This is a genomic window from Ruegeria sp. AF5, assembly GCF_056541905.1.
Genome location: NZ_JBQFYZ010000001.1, coordinates 334390 through 355097, shown reverse-complemented (window position 1 = coordinate 355097; position 20708 = coordinate 334390). Strand labels below are relative to the sequence as shown.

The 20708-nt window shown below is 60.0% G+C and carries 17 protein-coding genes; 3 read left to right on the top strand and 14 right to left on the bottom strand.

Going from position 1 to position 20708, the window contains the following annotated elements; genetic code table 11:
- Window positions 1-54 precede the first annotated feature (54 nt).
- A complete protein-coding gene (locus ACR0DS_RS01730; protein ID WP_480557551.1) occupies window positions 55-1740 on the top strand; it encodes a chloride channel protein in 1686 nt (561 codons plus the stop codon).
- Between the two features lie 59 nt (window positions 1741-1799).
- On the opposite strand, the gene ACR0DS_RS01725 is transcribed toward ACR0DS_RS01730, so the two are convergent.
- The 4 genes from ACR0DS_RS01725 to cobS all read right to left on the bottom strand — a co-directional run bounded on the left by ACR0DS_RS01725 (window position 1800) and on the right by cobS (window position 7374).
- Window positions 1800-2141, bottom strand: a complete 342-nt coding sequence (locus ACR0DS_RS01725) for a DUF427 domain-containing protein (RefSeq protein WP_209504510.1) — start codon at window positions 2139-2141, stop codon at window positions 1800-1802.
- Window positions 2142-2204: 63 nt separating this feature from the next.
- Window positions 2205-3995 carry an aminopeptidase P family protein gene (locus ACR0DS_RS01720; RefSeq protein ID WP_480557549.1) on the bottom strand — a complete coding sequence of 597 codons (1791 nt, stop codon included), beginning with the start codon at window positions 3993-3995 and terminating at the stop codon, window positions 2205-2207.
- A gap of 81 nt (window positions 3996-4076) precedes the next feature.
- A complete protein-coding gene (gene cobT, locus ACR0DS_RS01715; protein WP_267363892.1) occupies window positions 4077-5954 on the bottom strand; it encodes a cobaltochelatase subunit CobT in 1878 nt (625 codons plus the stop codon).
- 433 nt (window positions 5955-6387) lie between these two features.
- Complete coding sequence (gene cobS, locus ACR0DS_RS01710; RefSeq protein ID WP_209504507.1) at window positions 6388-7374, bottom strand: cobaltochelatase subunit CobS; 987 nt, start codon at window positions 7372-7374, stop codon at window positions 6388-6390.
- A 447-nt stretch (window positions 7375-7821) separates the two neighbouring features.
- Here cobS and ACR0DS_RS01705 point away from each other — a divergent pair, with 447 nt between their 5' ends.
- The gene (locus ACR0DS_RS01705; protein WP_480557546.1) at window positions 7822-8712 is read left to right on the top strand and encodes a Hint domain-containing protein; all 891 of its coding nucleotides are present in this window, start codon (window positions 7822-7824) and stop codon (window positions 8710-8712) included.
- Between the two features lie 166 nt (window positions 8713-8878).
- Here the strand turns inward: ACR0DS_RS01705 and ACR0DS_RS01700 are convergent, their stop codons facing one another.
- From ACR0DS_RS01700 to ACR0DS_RS01690, 3 genes are all read right to left on the bottom strand, one after another.
- Window positions 8879-9664 carry a hypothetical protein gene (locus tag ACR0DS_RS01700; protein ID WP_480557544.1) on the bottom strand — a complete coding sequence of 262 codons (786 nt, stop codon included), beginning with the start codon at window positions 9662-9664 and terminating at the stop codon, window positions 8879-8881.
- Window positions 9665-9765: 101 nt separating this feature from the next.
- Window positions 9766-10314, bottom strand: a complete 549-nt coding sequence (locus ACR0DS_RS01695; RefSeq protein ID WP_480517720.1) for an NYN domain-containing protein — start codon at window positions 10312-10314, stop codon at window positions 9766-9768.
- A 131-nt stretch (window positions 10315-10445) separates the two neighbouring features.
- The gene (locus tag ACR0DS_RS01690) at window positions 10446-11072 is read right to left on the bottom strand and encodes a J domain-containing protein (RefSeq protein ID WP_480475989.1); all 627 of its coding nucleotides are present in this window, start codon (window positions 11070-11072) and stop codon (window positions 10446-10448) included.
- 106 nt (window positions 11073-11178) lie between these two features.
- Here ACR0DS_RS01690 and ACR0DS_RS01685 point away from each other — a divergent pair, with 106 nt between their 5' ends.
- Entirely contained in the window at window positions 11179-11433 is a 255-nt protein-coding gene (locus ACR0DS_RS01685) for a BolA family protein (RefSeq protein WP_267365906.1), read from the top strand.
- Between the two features lie 9 nt (window positions 11434-11442).
- Here ACR0DS_RS01685 and ACR0DS_RS01680 read toward each other — a convergent pair whose 3' ends face one another.
- The 7 genes from ACR0DS_RS01680 to pepN form a co-directional block, all read right to left on the bottom strand.
- Window positions 11443-12519 (bottom strand): PLP-dependent cysteine synthase family protein, encoded by a 1077-nt coding sequence (locus ACR0DS_RS01680; RefSeq protein ID WP_480557540.1) that lies wholly within the window; start codon window positions 12517-12519, stop codon window positions 11443-11445.
- 161 nt (window positions 12520-12680) lie between these two features.
- The gene (locus ACR0DS_RS01675; RefSeq protein ID WP_480557538.1) at window positions 12681-13112 is read right to left on the bottom strand and encodes a DUF4177 domain-containing protein; all 432 of its coding nucleotides are present in this window, start codon (window positions 13110-13112) and stop codon (window positions 12681-12683) included.
- 80 nt (window positions 13113-13192) lie between these two features.
- A complete protein-coding gene (pepT, locus tag ACR0DS_RS01670) occupies window positions 13193-14449 on the bottom strand; it encodes a peptidase T (protein WP_480557536.1) in 1257 nt (418 codons plus the stop codon).
- Between the two features lie 147 nt (window positions 14450-14596).
- Complete coding sequence (gene gatB, locus ACR0DS_RS01665; RefSeq protein ID WP_480557534.1) at window positions 14597-16108, bottom strand: Asp-tRNA(Asn)/Glu-tRNA(Gln) amidotransferase subunit GatB; 1512 nt, start codon at window positions 16106-16108, stop codon at window positions 14597-14599.
- 81 nt (window positions 16109-16189) lie between these two features.
- On the bottom strand, window positions 16190-17449 hold the full coding sequence (locus ACR0DS_RS01660) for a hypothetical protein (protein ID WP_480557532.1): 1260 nt from the start codon (window positions 17447-17449) through the stop codon (window positions 16190-16192).
- A 129-nt stretch (window positions 17450-17578) separates the two neighbouring features.
- Complete coding sequence (locus ACR0DS_RS01655; protein ID WP_480476001.1) at window positions 17579-18007, bottom strand: hypothetical protein; 429 nt, start codon at window positions 18005-18007, stop codon at window positions 17579-17581.
- Window positions 18004-20556, bottom strand: a complete 2553-nt coding sequence (gene pepN, locus ACR0DS_RS01650) for an aminopeptidase N (RefSeq protein ID WP_480557530.1) — start codon at window positions 20554-20556, stop codon at window positions 18004-18006. The genes ACR0DS_RS01655 and pepN overlap by 4 nt, the downstream gene beginning before the upstream one ends.
- Between the last annotated feature and the right edge of the window lie 152 nt (window positions 20557-20708).

Genomic DNA, 20708 nt, shown 5'->3' with positions numbered 1-20708 from the left:
TTATTAGGATGCTCCGTGGCTTACTAAGGGTTACGTGATGATCCCCGAGGGCCAATGACCCAGTCGACCCGCACCGTTCTGCGCAACCAGCTCAATCAGGCTCTGGCCGCGATCAGGGATGCGTGGCGGGTGATGCTGCGCCGGGGACCAAGCCAGATACAGTTCTGGTTCATCGCGCTGGTCATCGGTATCGCTGCCGGTTTCATGGCGCTTGGATTCCGCAAGGCCATCCGCGCGTTGCAGGCCTATCTCTACGAAACCGACGACGTTCTGCTGCTGCACAGCCATGCCGAGAAACTGCCGTGGTTCATGATCCTGATCATCCCGATCATCGGTGGGCTGGTCGTGGGCCTGATCCTGAACCGGTTCACCAATGACGGGCGCGTCAGGTCTGTCGCTGATGTGATCGAAGGATCCGCCATCACCGACGGGCGGGTCGAGGTCAAGGCCGGCATCGCCTCGTTCTTTGCCTCGCTGATCACGCTCAGTTCCGGGGGGTCAACGGGCCGTGAAGGCCCCGTGGTGCATATGGCCGGGGTGATTTCCACCTGGGTCAGCAACCGCATCCATGCCGACGGGATCACGGGCCGCGACTTGCTGGGCTGTGCTGTCGCCGCCGCCGTATCAGCCAGCTTCAACGCCCCCATCGCCGGGGCCCTGTTCGCGCTCGAGGTCGTGCTGCGCCACTTCGCCGTGCATGCCTTTGCCCCGATCGTCATCGCCTCGGTCGCCGGAACGGTGATCAACCGGTTGGAATATGGCGACGTTACCGAGTTCACGCTGGAAACGCCCGGATCGCTGCAATTCTATGTTGAACTTCCCGCCTTCCTGATCCTTGGCCTGATCTGCGGCTTTGTTGCGCTGCTGCTGATGCGGTCGATCTTCTTTGCTGATGATATCGGCAGCCATATCCAGAACCGCCTGTCCATTCCGGGCTGGCTGCGCCCGGCTGTGTCCGGCGCGATGCTGGGGCTGATGGCGATCTGGTTCCCGCATATCATCGGTGTCGGCTATCAGACCACGATCCGCGCCCTGACCGGTGATCTGCTGCTGACTACCGCGATCCTGTTTGCGGTGACCAAGACAGTGGCTGTGGCGATCACCATGGGCGGGCGCATGGGGGGCGGGGTGTTTTCACCGTCCCTGATGATCGGCGCGCTGACCGGGCTGGCGTTCGGACTGATCGCCACTGGGCTGCTGCCGGATGTGTCCGGCACGCATACGCTTTACGCCTTTGCCGGAATGGGCGCCGTGGCTGCTGCGGTGCTGGGCGCCCCGATCTCGACCACTCTGATCGTCTTTGAACTGACCGGAGACTGGCAGATCGGCCTTGCCGTGATGGTGACTGTATCCATATCCACCGCATTGGCGTCGCGCCTTGTGGACCGGTCGTTCTTCCTGACCCAGCTGGAACGCCGCGATGTCCACCTGGCCGCCGGGCCGCAGGCTTATCTGCTGGCGATGCTGCGCGCCGGGGCGGTGATGCGCCCTATCGGGGATGACCGCTCAATCACTGCGGACGAGGCGCACGCCCTGATCGAACAGGGCCTGTGCGTTCAGGCCAGCGCCACGCTCGAGGCCGCGATGCCCTATTTCGACCGTGACGACATACCCTGCATTCCGGTTATCGTTCTGGAACAGGACGGGTCCGAGACACCCGTCGGCGCGCTCTACCATGTCGACGCGCTCAAGGCGTACAACCGGGCCCTCGCAGCCACCGCGGCCGAGGAACATTCATAAGGCTCCCGCGACCGGGACAAGCGCTCCCGAAGCCTCCGTTGAAACCCTGTCCGGTGCCCTTAAATCTGTTCCACCTTCACCGAGTCCACCGGATAAAACGCCAGGTATCCCTTGATCTCGGCCACGGCGGAAACCGGGTCTTCATAACTCCAGACCGCATTTTCGGTCACCGAGGATTTGTTGACGATGGAAAAATGCGTCGCATCCCCCATGCGGGCGCAATGCGTCACCTTGTCGGTCTGGTCCAGAAATGCCATGGCAACATCGCCGCGCGGAAAGTAAATCACCGGAGCTTTGTCGCCTTCGTGCAGTTCCAGCGCGTTGCTCGTTTCGCCCAGAATCGCGCCGCCCGAACGGACAGTCCATTTGCCCGGCGCTTTTTGGATCGTGATCTCAGTCATTTCTATTCCTTCCGTCGACGTATTGGGGCCTCTCCTCTGCCCGTTCTATGTAACAGGCGGGTGTCAGATCGGCGCAGTTGCGGCATCCAACCACAGTTGCGCGTCATGTCCCAGCCTTGGGCGGATTTTTTCCGCGACGTCGCGATGATAGGCGTTCAGCCAGCGGCGTTCGTCAGGCGTCAACATATCAACCATGATCAGCCTGCGGTCAATTGGCACAAATGTCAGGGTGCGCCAGCACAGCATCGCGCGTTCCGCATCGCCACCGGGCAGGGCCGGGGCTTCTTCCACAACCACAAGGTTTTCGATGCGGATGCCAAAGGCCCCTTCGCGGTAATATCCCGGCTCATTCGACAGGATCATGCCGGGTAGCAAGGGGACATGGCTGACCTTCGACAGGCGCTGAGGCCCCTCATGCACGCTCAGATAGGCCCCGACGCCGTGTCCGACACCATGGTTGAAATCCTGCCCCGCCGCCCATAGCGGCGTGCGGGCCACGCATTCGATATCGCGCCCGGCCAGCCCTGCGGGCCAGCGCAGCATCGACATGGCAATCATGCCCTTCAGCACGCGGGTGAAGCAGGTCTTTTCCTCCGCCCCGACAGAGCCGATGGCAAGCGTCCGCGTGATATCGGTGGTGCCATCCAGATATTGCCCGCCACTGTCCAGCACCAGCAGATGACCATCCTGCAACCGGCTGTCGGTCTCGTCTGTCACGCGGTAATGCATGATCGCTCCGTTCGGACCCGTCCCGGCAATGGTATCGAACGAGATATCCTGCAACACATTGTCCCTGCGGCGGTTTTCTTCCAGCCGCGTGACCACCTGTGTCTCGGACAGGCTGCCGGGGGGCTGTGCGTCCAGCCAGCACAGAGTTTCGACCACCGCCACCGCATCGCGCAAATGCGCCTCGGCGCTGCCCGCGATTTCGGCCGGGTTCTTGCAGGCCTTGGGCAGGGCACAGGGGTCGCCGCCATCCACCATGGCATCGCCCAACGCGTCTGCCACGATCTGCGGCACCGTGCTCAGATCCACCTGCACCGCACCGTCCAGCGCTGCCACCGCATCCAGAAACTCCGCAGGGTTGTGCACCGTTACCTTCGGGTCCAGATGATCCCGCACGTCCAACAGTTTTGCCGCAGACATGAACAGATCGACCCGGCCATCGTCATGCAGGATCGCAAACCCGTGGGCCACGGGGTTGTAAGCGATATCCGATCCCCGAATGTTCAGCAGCCACATGATCGAATCCGGCAACGTGATCACCGCGGCCTTTCGCCCGGCCTGCCGCAGGTCTGCGGCCAGTCGGGTAATCTTGCTGTCAGCGGTTTCGCCCGCAAACTCGATCGGATGCGCCTTGACCGCCTGCATCGGCGGTTCAGGCTGGTCCGCCCAAATGCGGTCCACCAGATTGTCGCAGCGCACCAGTTCGACGCCTGTGCCCTCAAGCTCGCCAAGCGTGGACGAGATTTGCCCTGCCGCGTGCAGCCATGGGTCGAAACCGACCTTGCCTCCACCGGGCAACTGCTCTTTCAGCCATGCACTCAGGCTGATGTCAGGCCACGGCACCGGCGTGAACACATCCGCAACCTGCGCCTTGACCTGCGTGCGATACCGCCCGTCGATGAACACACCAGCCATGCCGGTCAGCGCAGCACAGAACCCGGCCGATCCCGTAAATCCGGTCAACCAGGCCAGTCGTTCATCCCGCGGGGCCACATACTCGCCCTGATGCGCATCAGCACGCGGGATCAGAAACCCGTCCAACCCTTCGCGCGCCAGCTCTGCGCGCAACGCAGCCAGACGCGGCGGCCCCTGTTCGGGCCGCGCGGTCACCTCAAAGGACTGGAACATACTACACCTCCCTCAGCCGGGCGGTCGATATCGCCGCCTTTTCATCTTTTGGGAAATACTCCCGCCGGAGGCAAGGCCAGCCTAGCTGACCTTCTTCATCCCCATCACCCGCGCCCGCGCCCGCGGATCACTGTCGAACAGGGCCGCCAGTTGTTCCGTCATCGCACCGGCCAGCTGTTCCACATCGGTGATTGTCACCGCACGGTCGTAATACCGGGTCACATCATGACCGATGCCAATCGCCAGCAGCTCGACCATTTTGCGCTTCTCCACCATGGCAATCACATCGCGCAGGTGCTTTTCCAGATAGTTGGCGGGGTTCACGCTCAGGGTTGAATCATCAACCGGAGCCCCATCCGAAATCACCATCAGAATCTTGCGCTGCTCGCGCCGCGCGATCATCCGGCGATGCGCCCATTCCAGCGCCTCGCCGTCGATGTTTTCCTTCAGCAGGCCCTCTTTCATCATCAGGCCCAGATTGGGCCGCGCCCGCCGCCATGGGGCATCGGCGCCCTTATAGATGATATGGCGCAGGTCGTTCAGGCGGCCGGGTTGCTGCGGGCGGCCATCGTTCAGCCATGCCTCGCGCGCCTGTCCGCCTTTCCACGCCCGCGTGGTAAAGCCCAGAATCTCGACCTTCACATTGCAGCGCTCCAGCGTCCGCGCCAGAACATCGGCACAAATGGCCGCGATCGAGATCGGACGCCCCCGCATCGACCCCGAATTGTCCAGCAGCAGCGTGACAACCGTATCGCGGAACTCGGTATCCTTCTCGACCTTGAAACTCAGCGGAGTGGTGGGGTTCGCGACCACACGTGCCAATCGGCCCGCGTCCAGAATGCCTTCCTCGCGGTCGAACTCCCAGCTGCGGTTCTGCTGCGCCTGCAACCGACGTTGCAGCTTGTTGGCCAAACGGCTCACCGCGCCTTTCAGCGGTTCAAGCTGCTGATCCAAATAGGCCCGCAGACGTTCCAGCTCGGCCGGTTCGGCCAGATCTTCGGCCGCAATCTCTTCATCATGCGTGCTCAGATAGACCTTGTAATCCGGGTCGGCCTCGGATGCGGGCGGTGGGGCAGGTGGCTCCAGCGGCGCTTCGCCATCAGGCATCTCGGCCTCGTCACCCAGCTCATCCTCGGCCATCTCGTCCATCGAGACCTGCGCCTGAGATTGATCCTGCTGCTCTTCCTGCGTCTGCTCAGGCGTCGCATCCGCGTCCTGCTCGTCCTGATCATCCTGACCGGTGCTGTCGGGATCGGGTTGTTCCTCGGCGTCGTCCTCGGCCTGATCCTCCTGCTCGTCGTCCAACTCGTCGGGGTCATCACCCAGCTGGTCGCCATAGCCCAGATCCTTGATCATCTGGCGCGCGAATTTGGCAAACTCCGCCTGATCCGACAGCACGTCATCAAGGTTCTCCAACACGCCACCGGCCTGTTCCTCGATGAACCCGCGCCACAGGTTCATGATGTTCTCGGCCGCAGGCGGCAGATCGCGCCCGGTGGCCAGATGCCGGATCAGGTATCCCGCCGCCACCGACAAGGGCGCATCGGCAGGCTGCTTGCACTGGTCATATCCGCGCCGGATCGCCTCATGCCCGATCTTGACGTCGATATTGCTGGCAGTGCCGGGCATGTCCCGCGCGCCCATCGCCTCGCAGCGCGCCGTCTCCATCGCCTCGTACAAGTCCCGCGCCATATCCCCCGGAGGCGCATAGCGCGCATGGGTTGCGTCATCATGATACCGGCGCTGCAACGCCAAAGCGTCCGCCGTGCCGCGCGCCAGCAGAACCTCTTCCCGCGTCATACGCCGAGACACCTGCGGCAGCCGCATCGACTCACCCGACAGGCCCGATGGATCGACGGTGTACGAGATGTTCAGCTCAGGATCATCAGCCATGACCTTGGTGGCCTCGGCCAGCGCTTTCTTGAACGGATCAGCGGGGTTGTCGTTTGGTTTACTCATTCAAAAAACTGCTAGGTTTTGCGTTTCTGGGTATCTTGAAGCCAGTCTCTTGCACTTGTCAAAAAGTGAGTGCGAGATCCGACCAGTTACAGGATCCTCACGGGGGCCAAACTGCTCAAGCTCCTCGCTGGATACAGGTCGTTTCCACAGGCTTTGTAGGTCTTTCCATCCAGAACGATAGTTCATTTTTGCGAGTAACGTGTGAAACGCATTTGACGCTTTGGTTTCGTTTGCGGATTGGAGACCGTTCTTGCTATTGTACGCTGCCCAATAGTGAAAAACTGACCCACAACTGAGAGCGCCGAACGCGTCTCCACCGTCATGAGAAGATATGAAGTCCTCTTCCAAATAGGCATTTGGGTAACGGTTTTCAAATCTGACCGGTGTACAGCCAGCGCATACGGTCGCAATGAGCGCAGAGGTGATGCTTGCCTTAACCAAGGCTCGCGCTCGCGGCGCTCTCCGGCAGTTCCTCGTCGAAACAGCGCTGATAGAACTCGGCCACGGTCTGACGTTCCAACTCGTCGCATTTGTTCAGGAACGACAGGCGGAACGCATAGCCCACATTGCGGAAGATCTCGGCATTCTGCGCCCAGTTGATCACGGTCCGCGGGCTCATGACGGTGGACAGATCGCCATTCATGAAGGCGGTCCGGGTCAGGTCGGCCACGGTGACCATTTGGCTGACGGTCTTGCGCCCCTCGGCGGTGTTGTAATGCGGCGCCTTCGACAGCACGATCATCGTCTCAGCGTCATGGCTCAGATAGTTCAGGGTTGAGACCAGCGACCAGCGGTCCATCTGCGCCTGGTTGATCTGCTGGGTGCCGTGATACAGACCCGTGGTATCGCCCAGACCCACGGTGTTTGCGGTGGCAAACAGGCGGAAACACGGGTTCGGCGTGATGATCTCATTCTGGTCCAGCAGGGTCAGCTTGCCATCATGTTCCAGCACGCGCTGGATCACGAACATCACATCCGCACGGCCCGCGTCATATTCGTCGAACACGATGGCGACGGGGTTGCGCAGGGCCCAGGGCAGAATGCCCTCGTGGAATTCGGTCACCTGTTTGCCGTCGCGCAGTTTGATCGCGTCCTTGCCGATCAGGTCGATCCGGCTGATGTGGCTGTCCAGGTTCACGCGCACGGCGGGCCAGTTCAGACGGGCGGCGACCTGCTCGATATGGGTCGATTTGCCGGTGCCGTGATAACCCTGAATCATCACCCGGCGATTATGGGCAAAACCCGCCAGGATCGCCAATGTCGTTTCGGGGTCAAACTTGTAGGTCGGGTCGATGACGGGCACTCGGTCGGTGGCTTCGGCAAACCCTTTGACCTTCATATCCGTCTCAATGCCAAATACGTCACGGACCGAGATATCTTCGGTGGGTTTTGCGTTTACATCGATCGATCCGTCAGCCATTCGCCTTGTCCTTATCCTTTGGCCCGCATTGCCGGGTTTGAACCCGTGTGTGGTGCAACATATTGCGGTCAAGGGCAAGGGAAAGCCGCCCGCTCGGAAAGGTGAGCAGGTTTTTCTTTCAAACTGGCCCTATCGACGCGCGGGCGATCCGTGGTCGCGACAGGTACAAGACGAAGATCACGCCGCGTTCCTCAATGACAGCGCGGCCTGATCGGATGCAGATGCCGAACCATGTGTCCGAAATGCTGCATGCAGGTGGGCATTCGGCAAACTATATGTTGTGGAAAGTGACCTTATCAGACATATAAAATGGTCTTATGGGGCGTTTTATAAGTGATCGGGTGTTGGTGAAACGGGAATGCCGGGTGCGGCTCCGTCTGCAATGTTGCTCTGGGTCGAGTGATCAGCAGGCGTCGATATCTGCCAACATGGCCTTGGTGACGCCAGGTGGCATTTAGCGTTCTTCTCCATACGGCCAAGACAACGGGCCAGAACGATCTCATCGTCCAGAACACGACACAATCCGCGATCATCAGCGGATCGATGGTGTCGTTTGACGGGGGCGCGACTTTCCAGCCTTACACCTATCTGGGGCAAGGAAACTACCGCGGAACCGGGGAAACCGGAGAATTCATTCAGGTCGGCGGGCAAATCTACGCCTGGGATGCCAATAACCCAACCGGTCCGATGACCACTGGCAACTGGAAAATCACCCCGAGTGATCTGAACCCGACCGATCCGCCCTGTTTTGTTTCGGGCACCCTGATCGAAACGGATCGCGGCCCGCGCCCGGTCGAAGATCTGACCGTGGGCGACCGGGTTTGCGTAGCCGGCGGGACCCCGCTGCCCATCGAATGGATCGGCAAACGAACACTCAGCGCGCAAATCCTGCGCGTCTGGCCCCAATTCAACCCGGTCTGCATCCGGCGCGATGCGTTGGGCAAGGGCCTGCCGGACAGGGATCTTTACCTCTCTCCGCAACACCGGGTTGTGCTGGGGGGCTGGCGGGCCGAGCTTTATTTTGGCGCACCAAGCGTGTTCTGCGCGGCCATTCATCTGGTCAACGATGATACCATCCGGCAAGTGACCACGGGCGAGGCGGTGACATATTATCACATCGCCTGCGCCGAACATGTGATCCTCACATCGCACGGTCTGCAAAGCGAAAGCCTGTTTCCGGGTGACATGGCGCTGAAATCACTGCATCGCGACGATGTCGAGGAACTGCGCGCGCTCTTTCCGGTGTTGCGTTCAGACGCAGGACCACACCCCCAAACGCGCCTAAGCTGCCTGACCGGGCGCGAGGCACGCGCGTTGCGAGGCATGTTCGCAGGTTAGGCCCACGTTGCGGAAATCGTGGCGCCATTGTTGGTGCGCACCCGGATCACGCCGCGCTGTTAACAGCATTAGTGCAGTAGTTGCCAATCGGGGATCAACCGAACAAGGTTTGACGCCTTCATCCTCCGGGACATCAACCCAACATCATTCGCGCATGGCTCAGACCTTAGGTCGACAACCCACCCATTGCCCAATCGGCATGGGTCTCGATAACACTGGCCACGGAAAGTGCCTTTTCCGCGATATCCTCCGGAGTGTCCTCGGCGAACGCGATGCGGGTCATCCTGTCGTGCATCGCTTCCGAGGTGTAAAACTCAAAGGCCCGCGTATTGCCGGGGCTGTTCCAGAATGCGGTAATCCAGATCGAGTCCCGCCCCGGAACGCAATATGCGCACCAATCGCGCCACAGACGCAGCACCAATTCGGTATCCGGGCTTGCGGCGACCTGTTCGAACAGCGACTCCAGCGGCCATCCTGCCAGGGCAAACATGCAAAGCGTATCGTCCAGGCAGCCGCGTTCCCGTGCCATCTCGCGTTTCAGATATGCGCGCTGGAACCGGTCCAGAACCTGCCATTCCTCGGGCGACCAGTTCTTCGGGTTGCCGGTTTCATACCGGTTCAGGCTCACCTCCAGCCCAACGCTGGCGGGGTCTTCGTCCACGGCCAGAATCTCAAGGATCCGGGGCAGCAGGTATCCCCATGTGTTGCGGGCTATCCCCGCAGGATCACAAGCGGCAAAGAACCAGTCCTGAACGTAATGCAGGGGCAGCTCGGCAATGGGCGGCGTGAAGAAATCCGCCTCAATGTCGGCGTCCATGCAGCAGCCTTCGCAAACTTCGATGCTGCTCGGCTTCGGATAGGCAAAAACCCTGTACGCATCGCTGATGATGTCAGAAAACGGATGATCCGGCGGGATCTTGGCTTTTGGCGGTTTCTGCTCTTTGCGTGCCACGGTCCTTGCATCCAAAACTGTTCTGTCGGGGCAAGGCCACGTCAGTGTCATCCCTGAACGCTACGAAACCCGGATCGATGCGTAAAGCTATGGTCGCGTGGTCAAAGCGAAAACCAAAGCTCATCCTTGCGAAAACCGCCTTTCACAAGACGATCCGCTTTCAACACATCCGGAAACTCGTCCTCCCAGTCCCGGAACATGTCATTTGTAACGATACGTGCCTTGCTGTCCCGCGCCGCCTGCAAGATCAACGGATCTGCCGGCGTGCCTTTGGGCGCGACCATGACCCGCTTGGCCCGCAAGCCCAGGGCGCGGCTCAGCGCCCGGTCATTCATGTATTCCCCTTCAACCTTGTACCCGACGTTCGCATCGAACACGACGCCCGGTTTGAACCCGGCTTGCTTCAGGCTGGCCAGAACCTGCCGCAACGTTGCCAGATCCGGTGCGCCGTCTTTCCAGTGCATCACGTTCGACCCGTCCACGATGATCCATGTGTTGGCCCTGCGCCAGCCGAACCAGGCCCGGATCAGAAGGATCGTACTGGCGAACACACAAAGCAGGGCCAAAAGGAACAGCCAGTCCATCTCGGTTGGATAGAACTGCGCCACGACCAGCCCGCAAAGTGAGGCAAGCAGCAAAAAGAAAGGCATACGCACAGCGGTTGCTCCGGGAAAAGCACTGTTTCAATTCCCACTACTATTGCGGGAATTGAAACAGGTTTCCAGACAGCATCCTCACAATCCGTTCAAACTGTGTAAACAGCTGGCGACTGACGGCGGCCTTACTTGAAATTCCGGCTGTCCTTGATCTGGTCCCAGGCCCAGACGACCTCTTGCAACTGCTCTTCCTGCGACCGGTCGCCGCCGTTCATGTCCGGATGCAGCACCTTGATCAGCTTCTTGTACGCCTTGCGCACTTCGGTTTTGGACCAGCTGTCATGGGCTTCCAGAATCTCGATTGCACGGCGTTCAGTGGGGGGCAGGCGACGTCCGCCACCACCCGAGGTGCGCCCCTTGTTCTGCGTGCTGTTGGCGCCCAGAACCTGATGCGGGTCCTCAATGCCCAGACGGGCCCAGGCGCGCGCCTCCGGGTCTCCCATCGGCTTGGTCTCACGTTCCCAAACCTTGTCCTTCGAGCGTTGCGCGTTCAGCTCGGCCTCAGTGGTCCCATCGAAGAAATTCCACTTCTGGTTATACTCGCGCACGTGCTGCTGGCAGAACCAGAAATAGTCATCCAGCACATCCGGTGCCTTGGGCGCGCGGAACTTGCCCGGCTCGTCACACCCGTCGTGATCGCAGATCCGGACCGAGGTCTCGGACGCGCCCGACATGCCCCGGCGCCCACGCGGGTTCTTTTTCTTGGCGCTGGAAACGGACATATCGAATCCGAAGGGGTCTGATTTCGCCATGCTCTATCCTCACGAACGCATCTTTTCGACTCGGAGGCAGCAGTTTAGTCTAAGCAGCCGAAAGTAGAAGAGGGGGGCGGCAAAAATTTTGCCGCTGAGCAAAAAAATGAGCGTGACCGACGAAATCCGAACCTGCCTGCAAGCCGCCTTTGACCCGCATGAACTTGACGTGATCGACGACAGCGAAAGCCATCGCGGCCATGCAGGTCACAGGGAAGGCGGCGAAAGCCATTTCAACGTCCGCATCCGCGCCGCCGCATTCGCCGGTCAATCCCGCGTCGCCCGCCACCGGGCCGTGCACAAGGCGCTGGGCGACATCGTGCCCCGCATCCATGCGCTGGCGCTGGATATCGGAACCTGACGCTGCGCCCTATTCCGCGCTCATCTGTGCCGACGGGGTCGAGGCCGAGATCGCATATTCCTCATCCGTCATGACGTCTTCGACCCCTTCGAACAGAGGCGTCGACAGGTAACGCTCGCCCGTATCCGGCAGCATCACCAGCATGACCGATCCCGGCGCTGCGGTTTCGGCCAGCTTCATCGCCACCGCAAAGGTCGACCCGCCCGAGATCCCGGTGAATATCCCCTCTTCCGAGGCAAGGCGGCGCGACCACTCAATCCCTTGCGGCCCCGGAATAGGGACCAGTTGGTCGTAATAAGAATTGTCGATGGCTTCCTGAAGGACCCATGGAATGAAATCCGGTGTCCAACCCTGAATCGGGTGCGGCTCGAAATTGGGGTGGCTTTCGGTGGGCTGGTGATCGTCGTTGCGCGTATTCACATAGCCTGACGACACGATGGCGGCATTAGCCGGTTCGGTCAGGATGATTTTCGTATTGGGCCGCTCTTTGCGCAACATGCGTGACACTCCGGCGACCGTGCCGCCGGTGCCATAGCCCGTCACCCAGTAATCCAGCTGCTTGCCTTCGAAATCCGCAAGGATTTCCCGCGCGGTCGTATTCTCGTGAATATCGGCATTGGCGGCAGTCTCGAACTGGCTGGCCAGAAACCACCCGTTTTCCTCGGCCAGTTCCTTGGCCTTGGTATACATGCCGAACCCCTTTTGTGCCTTGGGGGTCAGAACAACCTTCGCGCCCAGAAAGCGCATCAGCTTGCGCCGCTCGACCGAAAAGCTTTCGGCCATCGTCACGACCAGCGGATATCCCTTGGCCGCACAGACCATGGCAAGCCCGATCCCGGTATTGCCCGATGTCGCCTCGACAACCGTCTGGCCGGGTTTCAGCCGCCCATCCCGTTCTGCCGCCTCGATGATATTCAGCGCCAGCCTGTCCTTGACCGACCCCGCCGGATTGAACGCTTCGAACTTCACATAAACGGTCACATGCTCCGGCGCGATCCGGTTGATCCGGATACAGGGCGTGTCGCCGACTGTATCAAGGATGCTGTCATACAGGCGTGCCCGCCCCTGTGTCTGCCGAATACCCATTTCAAAGTCCCTCCCGGTTTTCCGGTTAACATGCCACAGATTTCGCTGGGTTGATAAGCACATATCGCGCCCGCAGCGCCAAACCTGCCCGCGGGCGGGCTGCTCAAACTGCGGTGCACACCGTGTTGCAGGTGTAACCGCACGTCAAACCCTGATCCGTCTCAGGCGTCTTTCTTGTCGCCCGCGGTGTCAGTGTCCTGGTCAACCTGTTCCCGGCTTTTCAACGACAAAGGCGGCTCATTCGCGTCTTCCGAAATTGGTTTCGGCGCAGCCACCACATCGGGGCCGGGGATCGGTTGGGCCAATGGGGTGTCGTCAAACTCGGGTACGTCTCCGATCACCGACGCATCGACTTCCTCGGCCACGACCCGCCGGAACACCAGCACATTGCGCCAGTTTGTGGTCGATCCGGTCAGGCCCGAGCGTTCCTCGCTGGGCAGCAGCTCGGCGCGCTGGTATTCCCAGCCGTCCTGCGCCATCTGGTTCAGAACCTGTTCGACCGAGACCGCAAAGCGGCCCTCGGCCGTTTTCACGCCCTTGGCTTTCACGCCCTTTTGCGGCGCGGGGACGACCTTGTATTCAAAAAGCTGCATCAAGTGTTCCTAAATACCTGTTCGCGCCAACTTACCACGCTGACCCCGGGGTGAAAGGGCCGTCGCCCGAGCGGCGGTTTTCAGCCCTGATTATTGCCGCCAGCCTGTGCCGCCTTGGTCACAACCGACAGGCACAGCTCGGTCGCCACTGCCATGTCCTGCACCGAAATCCACTCCAGCGGCCCGTGAATGCACTGCATTCCGGTGAACAGGTTGGGGCAGGGGGTGCCGAACTCGGTCAGGCGCGACCCGTCGGTGCCGCCGCGGATCGGCACCGACAGCGGCTCGATCCCCAGCTCGCGGCAGGCGTCGCGCGCCAGATCAACCGGTGTCATGTCGTTTTCCAGCCAATAGCGCATGTTCCGGTACTGGTGGCTGATATCGCAGGTGATGGTCGCGCGCGGTTCCGTGGCCTGTACGGCCGCACAGACCTGCCGCACGATGTCACGTTGCGCCTCAAGGCCCTCCATCTCGAAATCGCGCAGGATCAGCTTGATTTCCATCTCGGACGACCCGCCGCTCATGTCGGTGACATGGATGAACCCGTCGCGGCCATCGGTTGTTTCGGGCGTCATGGTGGCCTGCGGCAAGGTCTGCACGATCTTTGCCGCCAGATGGGCTGCGTTCACCATCTTGTCCTTGGCCAGTCCGGGATGGATCGATACCCCCTCGATCCGGATCACGGCACGGTCGGCCGAAAAGCTTTCATATTCGATCTCGCCCACTTCGGCACCGTCCAGAGTATAGGCGAAATCCGCCCCCAGATCCTTGGGCAGCTGTTCGGTAACGCCGCGCCCGATCTCTTCATCCGGGGTAAAGGCAATGCGGATAGGCCCGTGCGGGATATCCGGGTTTTCGATCAGATGCCGGGCCATGGTCATCAGGATCGACACCCCGGCCTTGTCATCCGCGCCCAGCAGGGTGGTGCCCGATGCCGTGATCAGATCATGTCCGATCTTTTCGGCCAGATAGGGGTTCTCGTCCGGGGACAGCACCAGATCCGGGTCATCCGGAAAGGAAATGTCACCACCGTTATATCCCTTGATCACCCGCGGCTTGACGCCCGTTGCATTGAACTGGGGGGCCGTATCCACATGCGCCAGAAAGCCTACCGTCGGGCCGGGTGCGGTGCCGGGGATGGTCGCGACGACCACGCTGTCACCCGTCAGCGTCACATCCTTGGCGCCGATCTCGGTCAGTTCCTGCTTCAGCAGGTTCAGCATGTCGAACTGTATCGGGGTGCTCGGCGTGGTCGCCGAGGTCTCGTCGCTCTGACTGTCGATCGCCGCGTAACGCACCAGCCGATCTTCGAGTTCCTGATCAAATCTGTTCTGCATGATACCTCACCTCTCTGGGGCGGAAGAAAGGGTGCAATCACGGGCGAAGTCAAGCCGATGAGCTGACCTCATTTCTTAAGAAATCGTGGAAATCTGGTTGTACAAACCTGACAATTGCCACTGGCAGGCTTGTACAAAATGTAAGGTTCAGGAACTCAGCTTCTTGCTGACCAAATCGTTAACGGCCTTCGGGTTGGCCTTGCCGCCGGTGGCTTTCATCACCTGACCCACGAACCAGCCAGCCAGCTTGGGGTTTACCTTGGCCTTCTCGACCTGCGCCGGATTGGCCGCGATGATCTCGTCCAAAGCGGCCTCGATCGCGCCGGTGTCGGTGACCTGTTTCATTCCGCGATCCTCGACGATCTGCGCCGGGTCACCGCCTTCTGTATAGACGATTTCAAACAGGTCCTTGGCGATCTTGCCCGAGATGGCATCAGAGGAAATCAGGTCGATGATCCCACCCAGCTGCACCGGAGAAACCGGCGACTCCGTGATGTCGTGGTCTTCTTTTTTCAGACGTCCGAACAGCTCGTTGATCACCCAGTTCGCGGCCAGTTTGCCATTGCGGCCCTGCGCGACCTCTTCGAAATAGGCCGCCGATTCCACTTCGGCAGTCAGCACCGAAGCGTCATAGTCGGTCAGGCCGAACTCACTGATAAAGCGCGCTTTTTTGTCGTCAGGCATCTCTGGCAGATGGGCGGCGATATCGTCCACCCATGCCTGTTCGATCTCCAGCGGCAGCAGGTCGGGATCGGGGAAATAGCGGTAATCATGCGCTTCTTCCTTGGACCGCATCGACCGGGTTTCGCCCTTGTCCGGATCATACAGGCGGGTTTCCTGCTCGACCTTGCCACCGGCTTCGACAATAGCGATCTGGCGGCGGGCTTCGACCTCAATGGCTTGCTGGATGAACCGCATCGAGTTCATATTCTTGATCTCGCAACGGGTGCCTAGATGCGAAAAGTCCTGTGTTTCCTGATACTTCTCATACGCGCCCGGCAAACAGATGGAGACGTTGACATCGGCCCGCAGGTTGCCGTTCTGCATGTTGCCGTCACAGGTGCCCAGATAGCGCATGATCTGACGCAGCTTGGCAATGTATGCAGCGGCCTCTTCCGGCCCGCGAATATCAGGGCGGCTGACGATCTCCATCAGGCAAACACCGGTCCGGTTCAGGTCGACAAAGGACATGTGCGGGTCCATGTCGTGGATCGATTTGCCGGCGTCCTGTTCCATGTGGATGCGTTCAATGCGAACCATGCGCGCAGTGCCGTCCCCCATCTCGACCAGAACCTCGCCTTCGCCCACAATCGGATGATAAAGCTGGGAAATCTGGTAACCTTGCGGCAGGTCAGGGTAGAAATAGTTCTTGCGGTCAAAGGCCGATTTCAGATTGATATCCGCCTTCAGGCCCAGCCCGGTGCGCACTGCCTGTTCCACGCAGAACTCGTTGATCACCGGCAGCATTCCCGGCATTGCCGCATCCACGAAAGCCACGTTCGAATTCGGCTCGGCCCCGAATTTTGTGGACGCGCCCGAGAACAGCTTGGCATTGGATGAGACCTGCGCATGCACCTCCATCCCGATCACCAGTTCCCAATCGTGCTTGGCCCCGGCAATGGTTTTGGGTTTGGGCATTTCGTATGTCAGGTCGAGCATGGCGCGCCTCATTTCCGCAGAAGTCTAAACCTGCGTATTAGGCCCGGCAGGGCCTAGGGGCAAGGGGGAATCCTGACGCGTTCAGTTCTTGGAAAACTGCAGACCGGACGGTGTGAAGGTTACATCCTTGCCGCTGCGCAGTTCATCCCGGAACAAATCCGAGATGGCGCGCAGCGCGTCGCGCTGACCACGCGCAGCAAACCGCTCGGGCGAGTTGATGCGGACAGAGTTGTTGAACCCGTTGGCGGCATGGGCCCAGATCAGGGGGTGAAGCTCGGTCAGGTGATCGCGGATCAGCCAGTTTGCGGTGTCGCGCATTTGGGCGCGGACATTGTCTGCCTTTTCGTTCAGCCCGCGACCATTCTGAATGGTGATTGCACAATAGGCCGACAACATATTGATCATCTGCTGGTCAGGGCGCAGGCCTACGATATCGCGCAATCCTTCAAGGAAATACTCGACATCGACCTGCGCGCAGGCCTCTTCGTCCAAAGCGATGGCATCGAATTGCACCCACGTATATCCACCTGCGCCCCAGATATCCTGTGTCCGGACGGCATTGCGCAAGGCCTGCAATTCAAGTTCTGCGTAGCTGCCGAACCACCGGGGCAAAAGATGGCTGCCCATCGCGCGCATGTGACGCTGATTGCGCGGGTCCAGTGTGATCAGGCGCTCGTACTCATCGGCAACGCGGGCGTTTGACTTGCGCTGCCCGGCCAACAGAGCACAACCGGCGGCCGCAATCAGAGGGCTGTCCGGTGCATCCGCCTTGCATTTGGGAAGGATCGCAGCGGCCCGGTCGAAATGAGCGGCGCAGCGCGAGCGGTGCAAGGGCGGCAAGGCCGTGTCCGTGGCGTTCCCGCGCCAGGCCCAGGCCAGATCGATATGGGCCAGCGCCACAACGGCAGCGATCATCGGATCACCAGGATTGTCCGACAACTCGCCTTCCAGTTCCGAAATACCACCCAGCAAATCGTAGTCAGATATGGCCTTGCCGTCCGACAGCGCATGTTCCGCAGCCAGAACCACGTCAGATCGGGCCCCGAACGCCAAAAGATCGGCAATCGGCATACCATCCGACACGGCAGCACGATCCTGATCCGCTGCACGCATTTCATCGGACAACTCGGTCCAGCGATCCTGTCTGGCCAGATAGCGCCCATGTTCGATAGTTGAGTGTCCAATCAGATTGTCGCAATTCGACGTTGCAACAGGAATGTTGAGCTGCCCATGTTCAGGCAGGGCAGCAGCCAACGCTGATTTCGTTGCGCACAGATCTTCTGAGGCGTCCGTGGGATTGGATATGGGCTGGGCAAACAGCGCCCTTAACGACCGAAACATGGTAAAACTCAAAACTGTAAAAACACTTAACTGAGTCTGAAGTCTGGCGAGGTATCAGGCTCAATTCAAGTAATTTGCTTAATAAACTTTGTTTTTTGTGTCCAATGCGCCCTTAGATCACGCAGTGTTTCAGAAAACAGTGAAATGATGACGGTTTACGCGAAAACCTGCCTGTTTCAGAATGGTTTCCAGATCCCGATGCGGCGGCAGAGACTCATCTGGCAGCCGGATTCGTTTCCCGGATTTCAGGACGATGGATACGCGAACGGAAAAGTCCCACCGGGTGTCAAATCGGAAATGGTCGATATCCCGCATCGGGATATCTCCCTTACGATTGCCCGTGAACCAGCGCACCGCATCCCGGTCCAGATGCACGCCAGCGCTGGTATTCTGGATCACGTCCCAGATTGCGGGGAGAGTGGCAAGAGACAGCAGGCCGACAACCCACCAAGCCGCGTCGAACAGGATGACCAGCGCCAGCAGGGTCGCGTAGACACTGGCCAGAATGACCAGTGTTCGTGTGTTCCGGTTGCGGCGGGTAAAGCTGTAGGGTGTCATGCGCCGAGGATGCGGGATACCATTTCCGTCGTGTCGCGCGACAGGTTCGGTGTTTCTGCAATGCGAGAAAGCTGCGTGCGCATCAGGTTCTGACGCCCGGTGTCGTACCGTTTCCAGGTCTGAAAAGCTGAACACATCCGTGCCGTGGTTTGCGGGTTCACAGGATCAAGGCGGATCAGCCAATCGGCCAGCAGGCTGTACCCGGCACCATCCGGCTGGTGGAACCCTGCGTGGTTCATCGCCAAGGCCCCCATGACAGCGCGGAACCGGTTCGGGTTCTTCCAGTTGAAATCGGGATGCCCGGTCAATGCCTTCGCCGTTTCCGGTGTCGCCTCGGGGGCGGCCATGGTCACCTGCAAGCCAAACCATTTGTCCATGACCAGCCGGTCATGATGCCATTGGTCATAGAAGGCGGTCAGTTGGGCCTCGCCCTTGCGGGCACGCAACAGGCAGGACAGGGCTGTCAGTTGCAGGGTCATGTTATCCGCTTTGGTATACACAGCGGCCGCCATTGCCCCCCCGTCCAGACGAGAGGTCAGCGCCAATGCCGCGCTGCCAAGGGCGCGTTTGCCGGATTGCTCGGCATCCGGGCTGTAGGGGCCATCAACCAACGCCTCGCTGTGCAGGCGGGGCAGCAGATCCTGCACATGCTGCGCCGTGGACTGCCGCAGCGTTTCGACCGCTGACCAGATTGCCATCGGATCGGGCGTCTGGCCGCGTTCATGCAACGCCGCAGCCAGTTCGGATTGCGTCGGCAGCCCAAGCATCAAGGCGCGATAGGCCGGGTCCAGCGTGTCGTCGCGCAGCACGGCCAGCAGCCCGTCAAGGTAATCGGCGTCCGGGGTTGCCTCGTCCAAGATCATCCGCAGCAAGGTGTCTTGCGCCAGCGATCTGCCAGCCTGCCAGCGGTTGAACGGATCTGTGTCATGCGCCAGCAGAAACGCGCGTTCGGCGTTTGAATGATCGTGTTCCAGAATGACCGGTGCCGAGAAATCGCGCAGGATCGAGGCTGTGGGTTTTGTCGCAAGCCCGGTGAATTGAAAACTCTGCTCGGCCTCTGTCAGTTCCAGCACTTCAGTCGTGCGGACCTCATCCCCGTTTGGCCCCAGCAGGCCAACAGCGACCGGGATCACCTGGGGCAGTTTCTCTGCCTGACCCGGTGTGGGATCGGTGCGCTGTTTCAGTGTCAGGGTATAGGTCCCGTCGGCCCAATCTTCAGATACGGTCAAACGCGGCGTGCCCGACTGGCTGTACCAGCGTTTGAACTGGGTCAGGTCGCGGCCTGTGGTGTCCTCGAACACCTTTAGCCAATCCTCGATCGTGCAGGCCTGCCCGTCATGACGGTCAAAATAGAGGTCCAGCGCCTTTGCATAGGCCTCATCCCCGACCAGCCGTTTCAACATGCCGATCACTTCGGCACCTTTTTCGTAAACGGTGGCCGTGTAGAAATTGTTGATCTCCTGAAAGCTTTCGGGCCGGACCGGGTGCGAGAGCGGGCCGTTATCCTCGGGGAATTGCCGCGCCCGCAGGTCGATGGCGTCGTGTATGCGTTTCACAGGGGCCGAGCGCATGTCGGATGTGAACTGTGCATCGCGGAAGACGGTCAGACCTTCTTTCAGACACAGCTGGAACCAATCGCGGCATGTGATGCGGTTGCCCGTCCAGTTGTGAAAATACTCATGCGCGATGATCGCCTCGATCCGTTCGAAATTGGCATCGGTCGAGGTTTCAGGACTGGCCAGAACAGCCGACGAGTTGAAGATGTTCAGCCCCTTGTTTTCCATCGCTCCCATGTTGAAGTCATCGACGGCGACGATGTTGAAGACGTCCAGATCATATTCCCGGCCATAGACATCTTCGTCCCATTTCATGGACTTCTTCAGCGCCTCCATGCCGAAGGCGCATTTGCCCTCATCCCCCGGCCGCACCCACAGATTCAACGCCACATCCCGGCCTGATCTGGTGGTGAACCGGTCGGGATGGGCCACAAGATCCCCAGCGACAAGCGCAAACAGATAAGCAGGCTTGGGCCACGGGTCGGTCCATTCGGTCCATCCTTCACCTTTGCCCGAAGGGTTGCCATTCGACAGCAGAACCGGCAGGTCGCCATTGATACGCACGGTAAAGGTGGACATGACATCGGGGCGATCCGGGTAATATGTGATCTTGCGGAAACCTTCCGCCTCGCACTGGGTGCAATACATGCCGTTCGACATATAAAGCCCCTCCAACGCCGTGTTGTTACCCGGATCGATCTCAACTTGGGCTTCCCAGAGGAACGGGGCGTCGGGAACATCGGCGGTCAGGCCCTTGTCCGTGACGTCAGGCGAAACTTCGGATCCGTTGATGGACGCGCGGATCAGGTTCAGATCTTCGCCGTGCAGGAAAAAGGTGCGATCGGTCGCGTCGGGATTTGGACGAAACGCGATACGCGACGTGACCCGTGTTGCATGTGCGGACAGATCGAAGGTCAGGTGTACGCTGTCCAGCAGATAACCAAATGGAGTGTAGTCTTTCAGGAAGATCGTGGTGGGGGCAGCGTCGCGCATGGGGGCCTCGCATCGGTTCGTGTCTGGCGCGACGTTAGGGGCATCGTTCCAGAGCTGCAACTGGCCCCCGCCATTCCCTTGTTGTTTTTGAAACAGCTTCCCTTCGATCCGAATAACCCTAACGCAAAGTCGAAAGTTGCCTATCGGAAACT